Source organism: Erythrobacter sp. (genome assembly GCF_024305245.1).
Classification (GTDB): domain Bacteria; phylum Pseudomonadota; class Alphaproteobacteria; order Sphingomonadales; family Sphingomonadaceae; genus Erythrobacter.
Window position 1 is genome coordinate 295,727 of sequence record NZ_JAMWYX010000003.1, and the last position, 20,888, is coordinate 316,614.

The 20,888-nt window shown below is 63.6% G+C and carries 14 protein-coding genes and 1 pseudogene; 8 read left to right on the forward strand and 7 right to left on the reverse strand.

The window, feature by feature from the left end; translation table 11 throughout:
- Positions 1–112 precede the first annotated feature (112 nt).
- The 4 genes and pseudogenes from Q0L48_RS06265 to Q0L48_RS06280 form a co-directional block, all read right to left on the reverse strand.
- Entirely contained in the window at positions 113–1,351 is a 1,239-nt protein-coding gene (locus Q0L48_RS06265; protein WP_296718544.1) for a PepSY domain-containing protein, read from the reverse strand.
- Positions 1,351–3,531 carry a TonB-dependent siderophore receptor gene (locus tag Q0L48_RS06270; RefSeq protein ID WP_296718547.1) on the reverse strand — a complete coding sequence of 727 codons (2,181 nt, stop codon included), beginning with the start codon at positions 3,529–3,531 and terminating at the stop codon, positions 1,351–1,353. Before Q0L48_RS06270 ends, Q0L48_RS06265 begins: the two co-directional genes overlap by 1 nt.
- 114 nt (positions 3,532–3,645) lie before the next feature.
- Positions 3,646–4,233, reverse strand: coding sequence for an OmpA family protein (locus Q0L48_RS06275; protein ID WP_367274021.1), 588 nt, complete (start codon positions 4,231–4,233; stop codon positions 3,646–3,648).
- Positions 4,234–4,275: 42 nt separating this feature from the next.
- A pseudogene (locus tag Q0L48_RS06280) lies at positions 4,276–6,057 on the reverse strand (cation:proton antiporter); the annotation flags it as partial.
- Between the two features lie 389 nt (positions 6,058–6,446).
- On the opposite strand from Q0L48_RS06280, the gene Q0L48_RS06285 reads away from it, so the two are divergent.
- From Q0L48_RS06285 to Q0L48_RS06295, 3 genes are read left to right on the forward strand one after another with little or no spacing between them, the layout of a single operon-like run.
- Positions 6,447–8,009: a DUF4153 domain-containing protein gene (locus Q0L48_RS06285; protein WP_296718548.1), complete on the forward strand. Its 1,563-nt coding sequence runs from the start codon at positions 6,447–6,449 to the stop codon at positions 8,007–8,009.
- Positions 8,006–8,728 carry a response regulator transcription factor gene (locus Q0L48_RS06290; protein ID WP_296718551.1) on the forward strand — a complete coding sequence of 241 codons (723 nt, stop codon included), beginning with the start codon at positions 8,006–8,008 and terminating at the stop codon, positions 8,726–8,728. Before Q0L48_RS06285 ends, Q0L48_RS06290 begins: the two co-directional genes overlap by 4 nt.
- A 9-nt stretch (positions 8,729–8,737) precedes the next feature.
- Positions 8,738–10,300, forward strand: a complete 1,563-nt coding sequence (locus tag Q0L48_RS06295) for a HAMP domain-containing sensor histidine kinase (RefSeq protein ID WP_296718554.1) — start codon at positions 8,738–8,740, stop codon at positions 10,298–10,300.
- Between the two features lie 117 nt (positions 10,301–10,417).
- Here the strand turns inward: Q0L48_RS06295 and Q0L48_RS06300 are convergent, their stop codons facing one another.
- The 3 genes from Q0L48_RS06300 to Q0L48_RS06310 all read right to left on the reverse strand — a co-directional run bounded on the left by Q0L48_RS06300 (position 10,418) and on the right by Q0L48_RS06310 (position 14,933).
- Positions 10,418–11,293 carry an ROK family protein gene (locus Q0L48_RS06300; RefSeq protein ID WP_296718557.1) on the reverse strand — a complete coding sequence of 292 codons (876 nt, stop codon included), beginning with the start codon at positions 11,291–11,293 and terminating at the stop codon, positions 10,418–10,420.
- Positions 11,290–12,375, reverse strand: a complete 1,086-nt coding sequence (locus tag Q0L48_RS06305; RefSeq protein WP_296718559.1) for a glycoside hydrolase family 68 protein — start codon at positions 12,373–12,375, stop codon at positions 11,290–11,292. The genes Q0L48_RS06300 and Q0L48_RS06305 overlap by 4 nt, the downstream gene beginning before the upstream one ends.
- 95 nt (positions 12,376–12,470) lie before the next feature.
- Positions 12,471–14,933, reverse strand: a complete 2,463-nt coding sequence (locus Q0L48_RS06310; protein WP_296718562.1) for a TonB-dependent receptor — start codon at positions 14,931–14,933, stop codon at positions 12,471–12,473.
- A 176-nt stretch (positions 14,934–15,109) separates the two neighbouring features.
- Here Q0L48_RS06310 and Q0L48_RS06315 point away from each other — a divergent pair, with 176 nt between their 5' ends.
- The 5 genes from Q0L48_RS06315 to Q0L48_RS06335 all read left to right on the forward strand — a co-directional run bounded on the left by Q0L48_RS06315 (position 15,110) and on the right by Q0L48_RS06335 (position 20,870).
- The gene (locus tag Q0L48_RS06315; protein WP_296718564.1) at positions 15,110–16,444 is read left to right on the forward strand and encodes an MFS transporter; all 1,335 of its coding nucleotides are present in this window, start codon (positions 15,110–15,112) and stop codon (positions 16,442–16,444) included.
- Entirely contained in the window at positions 16,441–17,463 is a 1,023-nt protein-coding gene (locus Q0L48_RS06320) for a LacI family DNA-binding transcriptional regulator (RefSeq protein ID WP_296718565.1), read from the forward strand. The genes Q0L48_RS06315 and Q0L48_RS06320 overlap by 4 nt, the downstream gene beginning before the upstream one ends.
- 124 nt (positions 17,464–17,587) lie before the next feature.
- A complete protein-coding gene (locus Q0L48_RS06325) occupies positions 17,588–18,793 on the forward strand; it encodes an acyl-CoA dehydrogenase family protein (protein WP_296718568.1) in 1,206 nt (401 codons plus the stop codon).
- 24 nt (positions 18,794–18,817) lie between these two features.
- On the forward strand, positions 18,818–19,948 hold the full coding sequence (locus Q0L48_RS06330) for an acyl-CoA dehydrogenase family protein (RefSeq protein WP_296718570.1): 1,131 nt from the start codon (positions 18,818–18,820) through the stop codon (positions 19,946–19,948).
- A 28-nt stretch (positions 19,949–19,976) separates the two neighbouring features.
- Positions 19,977–20,870 carry a DUF1295 domain-containing protein gene (locus Q0L48_RS06335; protein ID WP_296718573.1) on the forward strand — a complete coding sequence of 298 codons (894 nt, stop codon included), beginning with the start codon at positions 19,977–19,979 and terminating at the stop codon, positions 20,868–20,870.
- Positions 20,871–20,888: the final 18 nt, after the last annotated feature.

The following is a 20,888-nucleotide window of genomic DNA, read 5'->3' on the forward strand; positions in this document are numbered from 1 at the left end:
GCAGCATAAATGGGCTTTCTGGACAGTTGCAAAAAATTTCCGAGCGACCCCGAAGCTGTCATTCGCATTCGGAATGCCGTCGGGCAGCGCGGGCGGGCATGCCAGTAGGCGGCTAGGATAGTTGCCAGATCAACGCAGGTAGAAGGGCGAAGCCGACGGCTATCAGCCCGGCCGATACCCAGCGCCAGCGCGGCTGGTCGCGCCAGACGCCGGCGAACGCTTGCGCAAGGCGGGCGTGGCCGCCGCGCTCTCGGACGATACGCAGCGAATAGATTGCCGCGCCGGACAGGGACAGGCCGGTCAGGAGCAGGCCGAACAGAAACCAGGGAACCTTGGTCCAATATCCGCCGAAGTCGCCGAAATGCAGCGGGTCGGCCATCTCTCCGATGCGTTGGTGGACATTCATGTCGCGCCCGTCGGTGGTCAGCAGCACCTTGGCGCTCACCGGATCGACCCACACGGTATTGGCGCGTGGACGCACCAGCACCGCCTCATGGTCACCGTGCAATTGCAGCACGGGGCTTTCCTTGCCCGGCAGGAGCACCCGTCGCACTTCCAGTTCCGGATAGGCTGTCATCGCTGCCGCAAACGCCGTTTCTATCCCCTGCCAGCCCGGCTCGGTCGGCGCTTCGATCTTTACCCGCGGCGGGGGCGGGGCGGCGAGGCCGAGGCTCTCGACGAAATACCACATCCCGGTCAACGCCATCAGGGTAACGAACCACAGCGACCACACGCCCGCGAGGCGGTGGAAATCCCCCCACCACGTCCGCGCGTCGCGATTGCGCAGCGGTTTGGTAAAGCCGCGCCACCATTTCTTGTAGACCACCAGCGAGGTGACGAGGCTGACCAGCAGCAGGAAGCCGAGAAAGGCGACGATCGGCACGCCGATCTTGGTTGGCAGGTTGAGGTGGCGGTGCATGTTGCGCAGGATGCGCTGCGCACCGGCCCACGGCCCCTCACCCTGGATTGTTCCGGTGGCGGGGTGGGCATGAAGGTAAAACAGGTCGCCCGCCGCGTCCTCCACGGTGACCTTCACGGCAAAGGCCGATGCAACCGGTGCCTCCATCGACCGGACCACCCCCACGCCGGGATGCCGCGCCGCATTTTCCGCGATCGCTGCCCATTCGACCGGCCCTTGTACACTCGCCGGGGCAACCCTCAGGCTGGGTTGCAGCACCCAGTCGATCTCGTTGCTGACCACCGCGAGCGTGCCGGTGAACATGACGAAGGCCATGAACAGGCTGAGCTTAATGCCCACCCATTGATGCACCGTCCACCAGATGCGCGATGCCTTGCGCTTCTTCGCCGGATGCGCGTGCCCGGCGGCGTCAAGATCGCGCACCATGTCCATCAGAAGGCGTAACCCACTTCAAGGAAGATCGAACGCGGCTCGCCCGGGAAATGGCCGGTGCGGTCGATGAAGCCCGACACCGCGTAGGTCTTGTCGAACAGGTTATCGACCCGCAGCATCGTGCGCACGGGTCCTACCTCGTAAATCAGCGAGGCATCGAAGATCATGAACGGTTGCACCCGCTGGTCGGAGAGGCTGACCTGTTCCGATACATAATCGCCCCCGAAAGCCGCGGCGAGGCCGAGATCGGGGATCTGATAGCGGGTCCAGAAGCCGAGCTGGTGTTCGGGCGCATTGGCGAAGCGGTCGCCGACGCGGTTGCCGATTCCTCCACCGCCATTGTCGCCCGTGATGGTGGTATCGTTATAGGCATAGGCCATTGTCAGCACCCAATCGGGCGTAATGTCTGCGGCGATGTCGAATTCGATCCCCTTGGAGGTGACTTCCCCGAAGGCGACGAAATCATCGACCCCGTCATTGCCGACGTCGCCGCGCGGATCGACTTGCAGGATATTACGGCGGCGGATCTGATAGGCCGATAGCGAGGACTGGACGCGCCCGTCCATCAGCGCGGTCTTGATCCCGCCCTCGAACATATCGCCGGTGGTGGGGCTGAAGGGGCCGCCTGCACGCGGGTCCTGCGATCCGATACCCTGCGGTTCGAAGCTGGTCGAATACTGCGCGAAGGCGGAAACTTCGTCGGTGACGCGATAGACCGCGCCCACGCGCCAGGTCACGTCCTCGTCGGCAAAGCTGTCTTCCTGCACGATACCGAAGGCGCCGCCGGTGATCGTGTCGCTGAAGCGATCGAAGCGCAGACCCCCGGTCAGGATCAGCCGGTCGATCGTCAGTTCGTCAAGCAGATAGACCCCCCAGCGATAACCCTCGGTCAGGCGGTTCTGGAAGGCGGGCAGGTTGTAGGTCGCCGGGTCGGAGACGCCGTAAACCGGATCGAGAAGGCTGAGCGGACCGGGAAGACCCGGCGTCGGCGCGGCGCGACCGCGGATCAGCCGGCTGTCGAAATCGAGCGAGCCGTCGAAATAGTCGCCGCCGACCAGCATCCTGTTGCCGAGATCGCCAATATCCGTGGACCATACGAGATTGGTGCCGAACGACCAGTTTTCCTGTTCACGGCGCTGGCCGCGGAATTCCCGGACGGACGCATCGCGCACGCCGTCACCATCGGAATCGAACAGCCCGCGCGGCTCGTGATATTGCTGTTCCTCGACCGCATTGTTGTAGCGCAGAGTCGCATCGAAGGTGACGCCCGGCAGCGGCTCAGCCTCTACCCGGCCTTGCAGAACGTCAGAGCGCAGGTTCAGGAAATCGCCCGGCTCGTTGTGGTTCCAGCGGCGGCTGGCGAGGAAGTTGCCCTCATCGTCGGTGGGCACGCCGCGCAGCCGGTTGGCGTCGAGCTCCTGGTCGTAGCGGGTCGCCTGCAGGATCAGCTTGAACGGGCCGGGATCATAAGACACCCCGCCATCGGCGATAAAGGTGCGCGAGGCGGCATTGAAACGGAACAGGCCGCGATCCTCGTAGAACAGACCGCCGCGCGCCGCGAAATCGCCGCCGAGCGGTGCGTTGACCTCGGCCGAACCGCCGAACCGGTCGGCATTGCCGACGATCCCGCGCACATCGGCGGAAAAACCGTTCAGCTGCGGCTTTTTGGTGACGTAGTTAAACAGCCCGCCCGGCGCGCCGGGGCCGTAGAGCATTCCGGCCGGTCCCTTCAGGAACTCGACCCGCTCAAGGTTGAACAACTGCGGTACCGAAAAGCCCGCATAGGGATCACCGCGCAAGCCGTCGAAGAAGATCTCCTCCTGCCGGAACCCGCGTGCGGTGACCCCGGCGTAACTGAAGAAGCTCACGCCTGAAATGTTGCGATAGATGTCCTGCGCATCGCGTGCGCCCTGATCCTGGATCAGGTCGCTGGTGATGACCGTGATGTTCTGGCTCGACAGCAGCGGCTCGGTTGGCAGCTTGCTCGCCGTCGTGGTCTCGACCCGGTAAAGCTTCTGCGCGCGTCCGGTGACGATGATGCTTTCAGCCCCGATCTCGCCTGAGTCCTCGGCGGCCTCCGAGGCATCGCCCGGCTGCGTGCCGGACTGTGCCAGCAAGGGCGCAGGGATGACGGCGGCTGAAAGCAGAAAAAGCCGGAAACCGGTGAAGCGGACGGACATGAAAACCCCTTGTTGAGAATCAATCTCAGGGCTGCATAAGCATGTCGCATCTGCAAATCAATCGCATTATCACTAACTGCCGAGTGGCCGTCATTCACACCGGCCGGGCGTGCCTTACTCAGCGACCAGATCTTCGGCCAGGGTCGTTTCACGTGCAGGAACGGCTTCATCCTCAGGTGTGGTGAGCACGCGCACCTCTACCCTGCGATTGGCGCGCCTGCCTTCTTCATTGGGGCTACCATCGGGCAGCGCGTTGGGCTCGACCGGGTTCTGCTCGCCGAATGCGACCATGGTGATGCGGGGGGCTGCGATGCCGTTGTCCACGAACCATTCGCGGACCAGTTCGCCCCGCTCGCGCGACACCTTCAGGTTGGCCGCATCGGTTCCCGCAGAGTCGGTGTGCGCGCCGATGTAAAGCTCTGCGCCTTCGGCAATTTGCAGGCTGGCCAGTATCTCTTCAAGCTTGCCAATTGCGGCGGCGGATAGTTTCGCAGAGGCTTCGTCGAACCGAACCGTCGTGTTCAGCGGGGGCAGTGGCAGGGGCGAGGGCACGGGTGCAACCATGTCGGGCCGCATGATCGACGTCGGTGCCGGCATCGGCGCGGGCGCGGGCGTTGGCGAGGCTGTCACGGCCGGATCCTGCGGCGCTTCATTGCACGCTGCCAGCATCATGAACGCAAGCAGGACAGGCAGCGTTTTCATCCCCTTCGCCGCCGCCTTTTCGCGTTTCGAACCCGTGCGATCCTTTGCAGGGGCGAAGCTGATCACAATGTCGCCCGGGCCGGGGTTGGGCCGTGCTGCATGGGTAAAGAACTGCATGCGGCCATCTCCTTTCAGCAGCATCAACATGTTTGCGGATTGCGGGAGAACGTCCTTGGCATCGTCGAACTTGAAGTTCTCCGAAAGCTTGGTCTTGCGAAGCTCCCAGCCTTGTTCGAGCCGCTCGGTAATTTCGTCGACACCGTATCCCGATTGGAACAGCGCGCGCCCCCGCAGGGTTTCGGGCATCGCCTGACGATCATCGTCGTCGCCCGGTTCTCCGAGCTGGTAGACGGCGTCCCTCCCGATCTCGTAGGCGAATTCGCTGCAGACCAAGGTGTTGTAAGCTTCGTTCTCGGTGGCTGCGACCAAGGCCTGATAGGGTGACAGATCGAGGTTGTGTTCCGTCGCCTCGTTGAGGATTTCGCCGTGATAATAGGGCAGATCCTTGCGGCGCGCCCGGGTCAACCGCTGCCAGCTTGAATCGACGATGATCACCGGCGTCTTCAATTCGCGCATGAGTTCGGCCAGCGCCACCGTCCAGGGTGTGCTTCCGACAAGAAGCAGGCCGGGACGGGTTTCGCCGGTCACCCCGAGAAGTTTCGCCGCGATGTCGATGGTGAAGCCGTGCGCCAGAACTGTCGCCACCACCACCGCGAAACTCAACCCGATCAGGACATTGCCGTCTTCATACCCGAGTTCGGTGAGGCGCAGGGCGAACAGGCCGCTGATGGCCACCAGCACGATCCCGCGCGGCGCGATCCACGCGACGAACAGACGTTCCTTCCAGGGGATCGAACTGCCCAGCAGCGTCAGCAGGACCGTGGCCGGACGGACGATGAACAGCAGTGCCAGCAGAAACAGACCAAACCGCCAGTTGAGATAGGCCAGATCCGACCATTTCAGCGAGGCCGAAAGCAGGATGAAAATGCCCGACACCATCAGGATCGCGATCGTTTCCTTGAACGGGTGGATCGAACGCATCGACTGCACATTCATGTTGGCAAGCGCGATGCCCATTACCGTCACTGCCACGAGGCCCGCTTCATGCTCGATCGCATTGGAGGCCACGAACAGCGCGATCACCGTGACGAACAGGACCGGAACCTTCAGGTATTCGGGGACGTAGCCGCGCGGATATGACCAGGCGACAAAGCGGGCGGCGAGGTAGCCCAAGACCCCGGCCAGCGCAGCGGCCAGCAGCATCGGCGGGATAATTTCGATCCAGGTTGCGCCGGTCGCCGAAAGACGGAAATATTCGTAAGCGATCACCGCGCACAGGGCACCGGTCGGGTCATTGACGATTGCTTCCCACTTGAGCAGCGATGCCGGACGGGGCTGCACTGTCGCCTGCCGAAGCAACGGCATCACCACCGTCGGGCCGGTCACCACCAGAATTCCGCCGAACAGCACCGCGACGGGCCACACCAGACCGGCAATCGCGTGAGCGGCCAAAGCCCCGAGCAGCCAGCCGATCGCAACGCCGATGGTGGCCAATCGCCAGACGGCATTGCTGGTGTGCCGCAACTCGGCGAAATTGAGGCTGAGTCCGCCTTCGAACAAAATCAGCGCCACACCGATTGCGACCATCGGTTCCAGCAATTCTCCAAATGCATGTTCGGGATCGAAGATGCCGAGGATGGGGCCAGCCAGAAACCCTGCGGCCAGCATCAGCACGATTGCCGGGCGGTTGCTGCGCCATGCCAGCCATTGAGCGCCGATGCCCAACACGCCCACAATTGCGATGACGATCGCCTGTTCCTGCATGTGTGTGCCAATGCTCCCTTGCGGCAATGATATGCCCGGCAACGGCGATCCGTTCCGGACAGGAACGGCCGCGCTTGCTTTTGATCAGTAACGCGCCTGCAAGGCAGATGTTGCCTGCGATGTGCTATCAGCGGCACGCTCCGCCCTGCAGATAGCACGGGAAAGCCGATCCGGCGAATTGACCGATGAATTAGTGCGTCGATGACGCGGATGCCCCCCTATCCGCCGAGCATTTTCAAGCCGGAGCACCCGGGCGGATTGCGACAGTTTTCCGGGACGGAAGCGCCGTGCACGAAATCTGCACAGGAATGATGCTCCATCAACACAGGTCTCGCGCGAGCGTGGACACGCCAGCCTGCCAAAACCCGTTGATCAAACGGAGAAACGGCATGCTACAAGCCCAGACGACACCCTCTCACCCGCGATTTAGCCTGATCTGGAAGCTGGCGGGCGCGCTGGTGCTGCTCGCCGCTGCCGATCTTGCGCTTTACGGTTATGGCGGGGGATCGGTCATCGGTCTGTTCGCGCTGATTTGGCTGGCGGTGGTGGTGCTTGTCCGCCCCGCATCGCGCAAATCCCGCGGCGGGTTAATCGCGATCGGGTGCGGCGCCCTCTTTGCCGGCGCGCTGGTGCACAATCCCGGCCTGATGGGTGCTGTGCTGTTTCTGGCCGCGATCGGGAGCGCTGCGCTTCTGCCCGGACATGTCTTCGACCACGCCGGCCTGTGGACGGCGCGGCTGGCCATGCTGGGAATAAAGGCTCCGTTCCGGCCACTGGCCGATGCCTGGCGGTTTGCGAGCATTTCCGGTTCTGGCGGTTCGGCCGGGAAAGCGATCCTGCTCAACATCGCCCTGCCGCTGATTGGCGGCGCGATGTTTCTGGCGCTGTTCGCCAGCGCCAATCCGGTGCTCGGCAATGTGCTCTCGGGGATCAGCTTGCCCGATTTCTCCACGTTGATCGAACACGGCCTGCTTCTCGGCGTGACACTGGTCTTCGTCTGGCCGACGCTGCGGCCCCGTGCGCTGCGGCTTGCCAGCGATCGCCTGCCTATCCTGCCGCGCCTGCCTGACCCATCGGTCACCATGATGCTGATCACGCTAACGATTTTTAACGCGGTATTCGTATTGCAGAATGCGCTCGACATCGCGTTTCTGTGGAGCGGCGCACCGCTGCCCGACGGGATCACGCTTGCCGATTACGCCCATCGCGGCGCTTACACGCTGATTGCGACCGCGCTGCTGGCAGGCCTGTTCGTTCTGCTCGCGCTGCGACCGGGCGCGGCCTCGGCACAAAGCCCGGTCATCCGGATGATGGTGCTGGTGTGGGTCGGGCAGAATATCCTGCTGGTCGCGTCGAGCATGTTGCGGGTGTTCGATTACATTGCAGCCTATTCGCTGACCGAGTGGCGAATTGCCGCGCTGGCGTGGATGACGCTGGTGGCGACCGGGCTGATTCTGATCTGCTGGCGCTTCCTCACCGGTCGTTCGGCCAGCTGGCTGATCAACGCCAACGCATTGTCCGCCGCGATCGTGTTGACCGGCGCGACCATGGTCGATTTCGGCGCAGTGGCCGCGCGCTGGAATGTCGACCATCTGCGCGATCCGGCGCGGCTCGACCTTTGTTATCTCGACCAGCTCGACAGTGCGGCGCTGATCCCTCTGATCGAATTGCGCGACGCGCCGGTTGGCACGGTGCTTCAGGATCAGGCCACTTTCCTGAGCGCAGCAGCGCTGAGCGAACTCGCAGAGACCCAGTCGGACTGGCAAAGCTGGACGTTGCGCGGGGCTATGCGGCTCTCAGCGGCGCAAGCGATGCTGGCCGATGACACGCGAAAACCTGTCGCTGCCCTCCATGGTCGCAGCTGCGGAGGGGCAATCGTTCTGCCGCAACCACCGTTTCACGCGATACCTGCAGAGCCAACTGCGCGATTGACGCAGGATGAAAACCCGTGATCTTACCTTCCATGCCGCGCACCATCCTTGTCGTCGACGACGATCCGCATATTCGCCAGCTACTGGCGTTCGCGCTGGGCAAGGCTGGGCTCGACACGCTCGAGGCGGCAGACGGGGAAGAAGCGGTCGCCATCATCGCCCGGAACCCGCCCGATCTGGTCATCCTCGATATCAACATGCCGCGCATGGACGGGCTGGAAGTGTGCCGCCGCGTCCGGGCAAACAGTGCGGTTCCGATCCTGTTCCTGTCCTCGCGCGATGACGAAATCGACCGTGTGCTCGGCATCGAGCTGGGGGCGGATGATTATGTGGTGAAACCTTTCTCCCCGCGCGAAGTCGTCGCCCGCACGCAGGCGATCCTGAGGAGGGTGAACGCACCCGCGTCCGGCGAGGGGCAAGGCGACGCGATTATCGCGTATAATTGTCTGACGCTGGATTGCGAAAGCTGGCGCGCCAGTTGGGATGGGCAGGACGTGCCGTTAACCGTCACCGAATTCAACACGCTGCGGACACTCGCCGCGCGGCCGGGCAGGGTGCTCAGCCGTGATGCGATCATCGACCGGGTGCATGGGCCGGGCTTTGCCGTCACCGATCGCACGATAGACAGCCACATCCGCAATCTGCGGGCAAAGTTCGCCGCAGTCGGTGCGGAAGGGCTGATCGAGACGCGGCCGGGCATCGGCTATGCGCTCGGCCCGTGCACGAATCCTGCAGTCTGAACGGTCGAAATGGTTCGCGCGGTCAAGGAATGGCTGAAAGCCCGCTGGCCGCGCCTCAGGCTGCGCACGATCTTGTTCGCCACATTGTTTGTCGTCGCCGCTCTCCCGGGTGTCGCGGCCATGTTCCTGCGCGTTTACGAAAACACGCTGGTGCGCCAGACCGAGGCAGAGCTGGTGGCGCAAGGCGCGGCGCTCGCTGCAGTGGCGGCTGTGCAGTGGCCGGGGGGCGATCGGACGCGGCCCGATCCGCAGGGTTTCCGGCCCGAGCCGCCGACGATCGACCTCAGCAACAGCGCGATCCTCGGCGAAAGGCCGCAACCGCAGCCGACCAGCCTCGCACCCGATAGCGATGCGGCCGCGGTTGCCGTCACGCTTGCCCCGATAACGGCACGTACCCGGCAGGTTACCTTGTCCTCCATCATCCTGCTCGACCGCCGGGGCCTGATTGCGGCCGGGCCCCCCGGACGGAGCCTCGCCGCGCTGCCCGAAGTTCGTGCTGCGCTTGCGGGACAGCCGCAAACTGTCCTGCGCCGCAATGGTGATTACCGTCCGACCTACAATTTCGAATGGCTATCGCGGGCGGCGGCGGTGCGCGTTCATCACGCGCGTCCTGTGATCGCCAACGGCAAGGTGGTGGGCGTTGTGCTGCTGTCACGCTCGGCACGCAATCTGTTCAAGGGGCTTTATGCCGATCGCGGCAAGATCGTGCTGGGGATCGTCGGCATTTTCGGGCTGCTCATCATTCTCAGCGGCGTGCTGTCGCGCGGTATCGTGCGCCCGGTAGAGGCGCTGGCACGCGCCAGCAGGGCGTTGGCATCGGGACGGCAGGACTTTCCCGAGCCACCCCGAACGGCGGCGGTGGAAATCCAGGAGCTCTATGCCGAATTCGCCCGCATGGCCGAAGCGATCGACCGCCGCTCGCGCTATCTGCGCGACTTCGCCCATGCCGTCAGCCACGAATTCAAGACACCGCTCTCCGGCATCAGAGGCACGCTCGAAATTCTCGGCGACCACGGGGACAGCATGTCGCCCGATGAACGCCGCCGCTTTCTCGCCAATGCCGATGCCGACGCGGCGCGGCTTACGATGCTGTCCACCCGTCTGCTCGAATTGGCGCGCGCAGACCTAAGCGCGAATGACCCAACGGCGCAGTCGGACCTCGCCTCGATCATGAAGCGGCTGGCCGATGCTTACTGGATCGACCAGTTCGAGGTGTGCAGCGCACTGCCCGATAACCTGCCGCCGCTCGCCATTCGCGCCACCTCGCTGGAGGCCATCGCCAGCGCACTGATCGACAACAGCCGTCAAGCCGGTGCGACCCGCGTTACCTTTGCGGCCCGGCAGGAGGGGGCAATGCTGCTCATCACCGTCGCGGATGACGGCCCCGGCATTGCCGAAGCAGACCGCACACGCATGTTCGAGCCTTTCTTCACCACCCGCCGTGCCGAGGGCGGGAGCGGGCTAGGGCTGCCGATCGTCAAATCACTGGTCGAGGCGGGCGGCGGCAAGCTGTCCCTGGTGAACAGCGAGCATGGGGCCGAATTTGCACTCGAGCTGCCGATATCAGCATAGATTCTGGCAGGTATTGCCGCTCGAACCACTTATTGCTGCAGTCACCGGCGGTTGCTCCTGCGTCGGCGGTAATCAAGCCTTACGGGCGATCGGGTGGTTCGGCTCGGGCTGACAGGTCTACAGGGCTTGCGAAGAAAGCGCCGCGTTGGCGAGCGTCATTGCCCCGATGATCCCGGCATTGTCGCCATGATGCGGCGTCCGGATATGATGGCAGGCGCTGCCGGGCAGGTAATTTGCGCCGAGTTCGGCGGTGCGCGCTCTGATGCGTTCCACCAGTCCGCCGGTCTTTGCCACCCCGCCGCCGATGACGATGCGCTCTGCTGCGACGGCGGCGAACAGCGTATGGCAGGCCTGCGCAATGTAATCGGCGATGATCGCATGGGACGGATGCTCCTGCGGAAACTCCGACAGCGATGCGCCCCAGCGCGTCATGATAGCCGGACCGCTGGCAAGCCCTTCGAGACAATCGCCATGATGCGGGCAGACCCCGGCGAAATCGCGATCGAGCGGATGGCGGCGCGGGTAGATATGGCCCATCTCTGGGTGCGCGGCGCCGTGGACCGGTTTACCGCCGAGCACCAAGCCCCCGCCGATCCCGGTGCCGATCGTAAGATAGGCAAGGCTGCTGCAGCCTTCGCCTTGCGCAGCGGCATATTCGGCCAGAGCAGCGGCGTTCACATCGGTGTCGAAGCCGACCGGCACGCCCAGCCGTGCGCGGAAGTAGCCGGCGATATCGCAATCAGCCCAGCCCGGTTTGGGGGTGTTGGTTATGAAGCCCCAGCGGCTCGACCTCCGATCAAGCTCGATCGGCCCGAAGCTGCCGATGCCGATCGCGGTGAACTGCCCCTGTCCGGCGAACCATGCGGCGGCCTGCGCCAAAGTGGTCGCCGGATCGCGAGTGGGGATGGTCTGGCGCGCGGTGATCACGTCCGGCGATGTCCCCGCCGCCAGCACGAATTTGGTGCCGCCCGCTTCGATCGCGCCCAGCATCATCCGGCGTTTTCCGGAGACAGAGCCTGCACAGTCGCGCGCTCGCCATCAAGTTCGAGTTGCAGCAGCGGGGCGGGTACGCCGCCGAACCGCCCGTCAGGCAGGATGTCGACAAAGCTGCACACCGTCAGCGCGGCGTCCACGAACCAGCTATAGGTTTGCAAGGGCCGATCCGCGGGGTTGGCCAGCACCAGCCCCGATCCGTTCAGCGGCCGCCATTCCCCGCGCAAACTGTCGGCCACCATTCCGTAGAGCCCCCCAGGTGCATGGCGCAGATCGGGCGCGAAGGTCGCGGTCTGCGTCGACCAGAAGGCGTAGTATTGTTTCCCGTGAAACACCAGATGGGCGCGTTCCAGCTCGTTGTTGACGCCTTCTGCATGGAGGATCGGCGGAGTTAGTTGCCACTCTGGGCCTGCCTTGCGGGCGATGCCGAAAGCGCCGTTGAACGCGCTGTCGGACCGCGCAAGCGATGCGGTGAAGGCGAGGTATTCCGCGCCGTCGGCAGGGTCACGAAAATAGGCCGGATCGCGGAACGCCTTGATCGCGCCGGGCGCACCTTCATGCGCGTCGGCGCCCATGTAGTGGGGGCCATAGCCTTCGATTACAGGGGCAGGGCGCGACCATTCTGCAGGCAACCCGTCGGCGCCGATCAAAGCGCTCGCCTGCCACAATTCCTGCTGATAGCCGTGGCTGCGCGCAGCGGTGCCGGCAGCGGTGAAGAACAGCGTCAGCACGCCTGCATCGAGCAGCGCCGACCCGGCCCATTCGCGCTCGTACGGAACGGGAAGGGCGGGCAGGGCAGGGCCAAGATCGACCCACGCCGCGCCGCGCCGTTCCAGCATATGGATCTTCGCTTCGAAATGCCGCAGCGCCGGATCACCGCGATCGGGCGCGGTCAGGGCCATCCACAATTCGCGCCCGGCAATTACGGTGCGATGCCCGTGTGCATCCTGCACCGGCCACATATCCCAATAAATCCGCCCGGGTTCGAGCCGGGAGCGGTCCGGCGCGGTGACCGGCGGGACAATTGCCGCGGCCTCCGGCGCGATCCGCTGCAAGTGATCCGCGGTCCAGGCGGTGGTCATGGCAAGACGTATCCCAATTCATCAAAAATAGCAGGGCTGGCCGCCAGCGGGGGGGGGGAGTGCGGGCGGCCAGCCCTTTAACATCGGTACTGGTTCTAGAAGTCGAACCGCACCGACGCGAGCACCGTGCGACCCGCGATTGAGCGGGCGCGCACCAGATTATTTGCCGGGATCGCGCCCTCTTCCGCCTCGGTGAACCCGGTGGCGTTGAACAGGTTCTGGGCGTTGAGCCCGATTTCGATGCGGTCGATCGGGCGCACTGCCAAGAAGGCATTGACCTGCGCAAACGCGGGCAGTTCCAGCTGGTTCACGTCCTGCGTGAAACTGTCTGTGGTGCCGATAATATTCGCACCCAGCGTGAACATGTCGGTGTCGTATTGTGCAGTCGCCTGATAGACGAGATCGGCCTGACGGCGCGGGGTATTGCCGATGACGCTGGCATCGAGTGCGTCGACAATCTCCGCATCAGTCCACGTCGCGCCTGCCGAAAGGGTGAACGGCCCGCGGCGATACGCGCCTTCGAGTTCGACCCCGTAAGCTTCGAACTCCGTATCGAACAGAACCACCGGGGCAATGTCGACATTGGTTTCGGCAGTCTCGGCGTAGAACCCGGTGGCATAGAGCGCGAGCCCGCCGGACTGGTATTTAAGCCCCGCTTCCAACTGGTCGACTCGCGCAATGACCCCGGCATCGCCGCCCGGCAGGCTGCCATCGACCGCGCTGACTGCAGGCGAGAACAGGCTGCGGTCGGCAGTATGGCGTCCGCCCTGACTATAGCGTGCGAACACGCCCAGATCATCGGTCAGCAGGTAATTCGCGCCCAGCGAGAAGCTGAAATACTCGAAATCGTAATTGACCGGGCGGGCATTGCCGAGCGGCAGCACGCTGGTCTGCGCCTCGGCGGGGCTGATGTCGCCATCATTGTCGAAATCGAAGCTTGTCAGGCCAATCCCGAACCCGCTGTCCGCGCCTGTGATCGTGCCGCTTGCGTCGCCGTAATCGTAGCGGATGCTGGCATCGATCGTCAGCCGGTCCAATTCGACCGACAGCGATGCGAAGGGGGCATAGGTGCTGTAGGCCACATCATAATTGCGGCGGCAGCAATTGCCGAAGAAGCTCGCGCCGAAGCCTACGGTACCGTTCTGCGTGACGAGATCGCCGCCCGCATCGCGGATATCGACCAGCACGGCGTTGCCATCGCCCTCGACCGTCTGGACATGCGATGTCCAAAGCCAGTCGGTATTGATATCCTGCCGCGACATGTAGAAGCCGGTGGTGAAATTGGCGGAACCACCGCCGAAATCGAATTCCTTGTTCACACGGAAATCATTGGTGACATTGTCGAGGCTGTTGAGCCGGACGTTGAACACCACGATGTTGGCGAGCAGGCCATTGCCGCCGATATTGCCCGCATTGGCGAGGTCGCCTGCATTCGGCCCAGTGGCGAATTCGATGGTCGATCCAGCGCCGCCGATGCCATCAGCGATCTCCTGCGCAGTGCCTGCACCGGCGGGGAAGGGGGACTGAAAGCCTCCCGAATTGTCCGAGAACCGGAACCGGTTGGTCAGGGTCCACCCGCCGCCGACATCAATCTCGCTCTCGATCCCGAAGGCCAGGCTTTGCACCGACAAGCCGTCGCGGAAATCAAAGCTGGTGGGGTTGTTGCTGCCATCCAGCGTTACCTGCGGGGTGAGAAACGGGCTGTAGAGCGAATCGGTGCGCGGATTGAAGCCCGGGATCGCCTGATAATCGGGGCTGGAATTGGTCCCGCCCACGAATACCGGTTGCGGCAGGATCGTCGGCGTGCGGTCGTCGAGGTACTTCGCCAGAAAGCGGACATAGCCGCCGTCGAATTCCTTGGTGATGTTGGCTTTGATCTGGCCGCCATCGTAGCCGTTATAGCCGATGTCGCGCGGGCCTTCGCCGGTGCGGTAGAAACCGCCGACGTGGAAATACAGATCGTCGGCCAGCGGCGCGCCGTAATCGAAATCGAGCCGGTAGGTTTCGAAGTCGAGCCCGACGCTACCCTGGATCGCACCGCCTTCGCGCTCGCCCGTCTTGGAGATGAAGTTGATCACCGCGCCCGGCGCGTTCGACGCGAAGGTCGAGGCCGAACCGCCGCGCACCGCTTCGACCCGGGCGACGGATCGGTCGGCGCGCAGGAAGTTATCGGCATTGCCGAAGATGATGTCGCCGAATTCGAGGATCGGCAGGCCGTCTTCCTGCAACTGGATGTAGCGTGCGCCGCCGGTCGACACCGGAATGCCGCGCACCGCGATATTGGCGTTGCCTTCACCGCCCGATGCTTCGGAACGAATGCCGGGGATCTGGCGGATCAGGTCGGCGGACGACGGCGCGGCCAGATTGGCGATGGTATCGGCCCCGATGGTGCTGACCGAGACCGAGCTTTCCGCCCGGTTCTGTCCGCGCGCGACGGCGGTGACAATGATTTCGTTGCCTTCGGCCTCGTCGAACTCGGCGGCATTATCCTGCGCCAAAGCCGGGCTCATCATGCCGCAAAGGGCCACACTTGCGCAAAGCGCAGTACGCAATCTCATGATTGTTCTCCTCTCGATTTCGCGCTTCTCTGGCGACGACTCCATCAGGCCTAACGCCTCTGCAAACGTTTGCAACAGAAAACCTGCAATCGTTTGCAAATCGTGCGAAATCGTGTCACTTCAAAGACACAGCGCGGCGGCATGATCGTGCATTATAGAGAATGGGACAGGCACAGATGACGGAAAAACCGCGTCTTTCGCTGCTGCGAATCGTCGAAATGAACATCGGCTTCTTCGGCCTGCAGTTCAGCTTCGGTCTGCAACAGGCCAACATGGGGCCGATCTATGGCTTCCTTGGCGCTGACGAGGCGACCATGCCGCTGTTGTGGCTGGCAGGGCCGATGACCGGCCTGATCATCCAGCCGATCGTCGGCGCTATGAGTGATCGCACCAACACGCGGCTGGGCCGCCGCACGCCCTATTTCCTCATCGGCGCGATGATCTGCACATTGAGCCTGTTCGCCATGCCCTATTCCAGCACGCTGTGGATGGCCGCTTCGCTCCTGTGGATACTCGATGCGGGCAACAACATCACGATGGAACCTTACCGCGCCTATGTCGCCGATCGGCTGGCGGCAGATCAGCGTTCGACCGGGTTCCTCACCCAGAGCGCGTTTACCGGTCTTGCCCAGACGCTATCCTATCTCGCGCCCAGTCTGCTCACGGCATTTATCGCGCGCGATGTGCTGGACGCCAACGGCATTCCGGTGATCGTGCGGATCGCCTTCGTCATCGGTGCGATCCTGTCGATCTCCACTATCGTTTGGTCGGTATTCCGGGTGCCGGAACTGCCCCTTACCGATGCGGAGTGCGCCGATCTGGAGGACAAGCCGCTCACCGCGCGAGCGACCTTCGCTGAAATCGGCGACGCGATCCGCTCCATGCCGCGCCCGATGAAGCAGTTGGCGGCGGCCATGCTGTGTCAGTGGTATGCGATGTTCGCGTACTGGCAGTACATTACCTTTGCCGTGGGCCGCAGCATTTATGACACCAGCAATCCGTCGAGCACCGCGTTTCGCGAAGCGACGCTGACCACCCAGCAGGCGGGGGCGCTGTATAATTTCATCGCTTTTCTGGGTGCCTTGGCTCTGATCCCGGTCGTCGCGCGGTTCGGCGCGCGGCATGTTCATGCGGCGTGCCTTGCCGCCTCGGGTGCGGCCATGCTGATGATCCCGGGGGCCAGCACCCCTGCGGCATTATTTGTGCTGATGCTGGGCATCGGCATCGGCTGGGCGGGTATGATGGGCAACACATACGTGATGCTGGCCGATTGCATCCCGCCGCAGCGCAACGGCATCTACATGGGCATCTTCAATCTGTTCATCGTCATCCCGATGCTGATCCAGACGCTGACCATGCCGCTGATCTATCGCCCGCTGCTAGGCGGCGATCCGCGCAATGTGCTGATGCTGGGCGGTGTCTTGATGCTGGCGGGCGCGGTGGCTACGCTGCTGGTCGACGCCGGGCATCGCAAGCCCCGGCAGCAGGGGCTGGCGACGGGACAGGGATGAGCGACGAGAGAACCACTCGCACAGCCGTGCGGACCATCACCGATCTGGCGCGTTTGGCCGGTGTGTCGCCCGGCACGGTCAGCCGTGCGCTGGCAGGCAAGAGCCTCGTCAACGCCAAGACGCGCGAAAAGATCGAGGCGATTGCCCGCGAGCACGGTTTTCGCCCCAACCAGATGGCGAGCGGATTGCGTCGCCAGAAGACCGGTGTGATCGGGGTTGCGATCCCGCTCGGCCATGATGTCCGGCAGCAGATATCGGACACCTTCTTCATGACCTTGCTCGGGCATCTTGCCGACGAGCTGACGCTGGAGGGGTATGATCTGATGCTGCGCCGCGTCGTGCCCGAAGATGATCCCGATTGGCTGGACCGCTTCATCGGGTCGGGCATGATCGACGGGGTGATCGTGATCGGCCAGTCTGATCAGTTCGTCCGGATCGAGGATGTGGCCGATGGCTATCTGCCGATGGTGGTCTGGGGCAATCACCAGCAGGGCCAACGTCATTGCGTTGTCGGCACCGATAACCGGCTTGGCGGCAGGATGGCAGCGGAGCGGCTGATCGCCGCCGGCGCGCGCCGTATCGCGTTTGTCGGTGACACCACACCGATCGAATTCGCCGCCCGCTTTGCCGGGGCGGAGGATGTGGCCCAGCGAATGGGCGCGGACATCGTTGCCTTGCCGACTCACCTTTCGCCCGATCGCGCCAGTGACGAGATCGCCCGCCACCTTGCCGCCGCAGATGGCCGGATCGACGGGATTTTTGCCGCGACCGATACGCTGGCGGCGTTATGCCTCACCGCGTTGCGCGATCGCGGGATCGCTGTCCCGGACACTGTGCGGCTGGTGGGTTTCGACGATCTGCCCATTGCCCGCCAGACTGTACCGCCGCTGACCACCGTCAGGCAGGATATCGCGGCAGGCGCACGCGGAATGGTGCAATTGCTGCTGCGGCGGCTGGCGGGCGAGGAGACCGAAAGCCTCGTCCTGCCCCCGCAACTGGTAATCCGTCAGTCGTCCTGATCCGTAGCTCCGCCCGCTAAACGGGCATTGAAACGCGATTCTGTTGCATTGCCCCCTTTCAGTCCGCGCCCTGTCGTGACAAGAGGCAGGTTGCAAACACAGACCCATTCAGGAGACGAGGATCATGAATCTCGAATTCACCCCGGAAGAGCAGGCGTTCCGCGACGAGGTCCGCACCTTCATCGAGGAGAATTATCCCAAACACCTGGCTGATTTCGGGATGCGCGAGGACATGGAGCGTGAGGACTTCCTCGCCTGGCACAAGATCCTCGGGAAAAAGGGCTGGTCGGTTCCCGCATGGCCGGTCGAATATGGCGGCACCGACTGGACCCCGACCCAGCGTTACATCTGGTCGGAGGAAAACGCCCGCGCAAGCACCGTGATGCCGCTGCCCTTCGGCGTGTCGATGGTCGGCCCGGTGATCTACACTTTCGGAAATGCGGAACAGAAGGCGCGGCACCTGCCCGGAATCGTCAGCGGCGATGTGTGGTGGTGTCAGGGCTATTCGGAACCGGGCGCAGGCTCCGACCTCGCCAGCCTCAAGACTACCGCTGTGCGTGATGGCGATCACTATGTGATCAACGGCCAGAAGACCTGGACCACGCTGGCGCAGCATGCCGACTGGGGCTTTTTCTTGTGCCGCACAGATCCTTCGGCCAAGGCGCAGGAGGGCATCAGCTTCATCCTGATCGACATGAAAACGCCGGGCGTGGAAGTGAAGCCGATCAAGCTGCTCGACGGCGGATACGAGGTCAACGAAACCTGGCTGACCGATGTGCGCGTGCCGGTCGAAAACCTCGTGGGCGTGGAGAACAAGGGCTGGACCTATGCCAAGTTCCTGCTTGCCCACGAACGTAGTGGGATCGCCGGCGTCGCCCGGTCGAAGCGCGGCGTCGAAAAGCTGCGCGAGATCGCGGCGAACGAAACGCTGGACGGTGCACCGCTGATCAAGGACTTCGATTTCGCCCGGAAGGTGAGCCAGCTGGAAATAGATCTGGCCGCATTGGAAATCACCGAACTGCGCACGCTGGCGGGTGAGCAGGCGGGCAAGGGGCCGGGGCCGGAAAGCTCGATCCTCAAGATCAAGGGCACCGAAATCCAGCAGCGCCTGACCGAGCTGACGCTGGAGGCGGTCGGCACCTATGGCGCGCCGCTATATGGCAATATCGCGAATGTGCCGGGCGATGCCGGGTCCAACCAGTACCCGGTCGGCCCCGATTATGCCCACCACGCTGCGGCGACCTATTTCAACATGCGCAAGACCTCGATCTATGGCGGATCGAACGAAATTCAGCGCAACATCATCACCAAGATGATCCTCGGCCTGTAAGGCCGGAGCGACGGGAGAGATTACGTGGACTTCAATTTCACCGAAGAACAGGACATGGTGCGCGACGGGCTGTCGCGGATGGTGCGTGAACAATACGACTGGGAAACGCGGCGCAAGGCGATTGCCAGCGACGCCGGCTGGCGGCCCGAGGTGTGGGCGCAGCTGGCCGAACTCGGCATCCTCGGCATGCCCTTCTCCGAAGCCGATGGCGGCTTTGGCGGCGGCGCGGTCGACGCGATGGTCATCATGGAAGAGTTCGGTAAGGGTCTGGTTGTCGAACCCTTCCTGCCGACCGTGGTCTGCGCGGGCGGCTTCCTGAAGCACGGCGGCACGGCGGCGCAGAAGGAAGAGCATATTGGCGGCATCGTCGCGGGTAGCAGCGTCTTCGCGTTCGCCTATGCCGAACCGCGCGGGCGGTTCGACTATGCCGATCTGGAAACCACCGCCAAGAAGGACGGCAGCGGCTATGTGCTGAACGGTCATAAGGCTGTGGTCGTCGGCGCGCCTTGGGCAACCCATCTGATCGTGACCGCCCGCACCGGCGGCGAGCGGCGCGATCGCGACGGCGTGTCGGTGTTCGTGGTCGCCAAAGACGCGGCGGGCATCGTTACCCGCGATTACGAAACGGTCGATGGCCGCCGCGCTGCGGAAGTCTATTTCGAGAATGTCTCGGTGCCTGCCGAGGCGCTGATTGGCGGAGAGGGCGCAGGGCTGGGGCTGATCGAGCTGGTCACCGACGAAGCTATCGCCGCGCTGTGCGCAGAGGCCTGCGGGGCGATGAAGGTCGCCCACGCGATGACAGTCGAATATTCGCGCCAGCGCAAGCAGTTCGGCGTGCCGATCGGCAAGTTCCAGGTGCTGCAGCACCGCATGGTCGACATGTACACCGCCTATGAACAATCGGTATCGCTGACCTATCTCGCCACACTGCGGCTCGGCGCGTCCGAAACCGAGCGCAAGCGGGCGGTCTCGGCCGCCAAGGTTGGCGTTGGTCAGGCCGCGCGGCTGATCGGGCAGGATGCGGTGCAGATCCACGGCGGCAACGGCGTGACCGACGAATATGCGATCGGCCATTACTTCAAACGCCTGACGATCTTCGATGCCGAATTCGGCAATGTCGATCATCACATGAAGCGCCACATCGCGCTCGCCTGACGAAGTGGCGGCAATGGGGGAGAAGGGCGTGTCGTTCGCGCACGCGGGGCGTAGCCTGATCATCGCTGTGATCGCGGCGAATATCGGGCTCGCCTTCGCCTGGGGCGCGGGCAGCGGGAGCATCGTCTATTCGGGTGTTCCCGCCGTGCTCCTGTGCGCAGTTGTCGCTTTTGCGGTGAACTGGCTGGCCTTCATCCCGGCCGCGCTGTTTCAAAGCGACCGCTTTTACGACACTACCGGCGCGATCACTTATCTGACGGGAATTGCGCTCGCTTGCGCCGCTGCGATCGAGGCCAATGGATCGCTCGATGTGCGCAGCGGCGTGGTGGCGGGCATGGTCGCGGTCTGGACGATCCGGTTGGGCAGCTTCCTGTTCACCCGCATCCATGCCGCAGGCGGCACCGATGTGCGGTTCGAGAAGATCAAGGTGAACCCGCCGCGCTTTTTCGTGGCGTGGACGTTGCAGGCGGTGTGGGTGATTTTCACGGCGGCGGCGGCGCTGGTCGTCATCACTGCGCCGGAGCCGCAGCCGCTCGGCGCATTTTTCTGGGCCGGCGCGGCGCTGTGGGTCATCGGCTTTGCCTTCGAAGTGCTCGCCGACGAACAGAAGCGCCGGTTCAAGGCCGATCCCGCCAATCGCGGGCGCTTTATCACCACCGGGCTGTGGGCATGGTCGCAGCACCCCAACTATTTCGGTGAGATCACGCTGTGGACCGGCATTCTGGTAATAGCGCTGCCGCAGCTGTCGGGCTGGAGCTGGCTCGTGATCGCCTCTCCATTGTTCGTTGCGCTGTTGCTGACAAGGGTAAGCGGGACCAACCTGCTCGATGCCATCGCGAAAAGGCGCTGGGGCGATGATCCAGCGTGGCAGGCCTATCGTCGCGACACGCCGGTGCTGTTTCCGCGACCACCGCGCACCTAACCTTCCTGCAATCGAAAG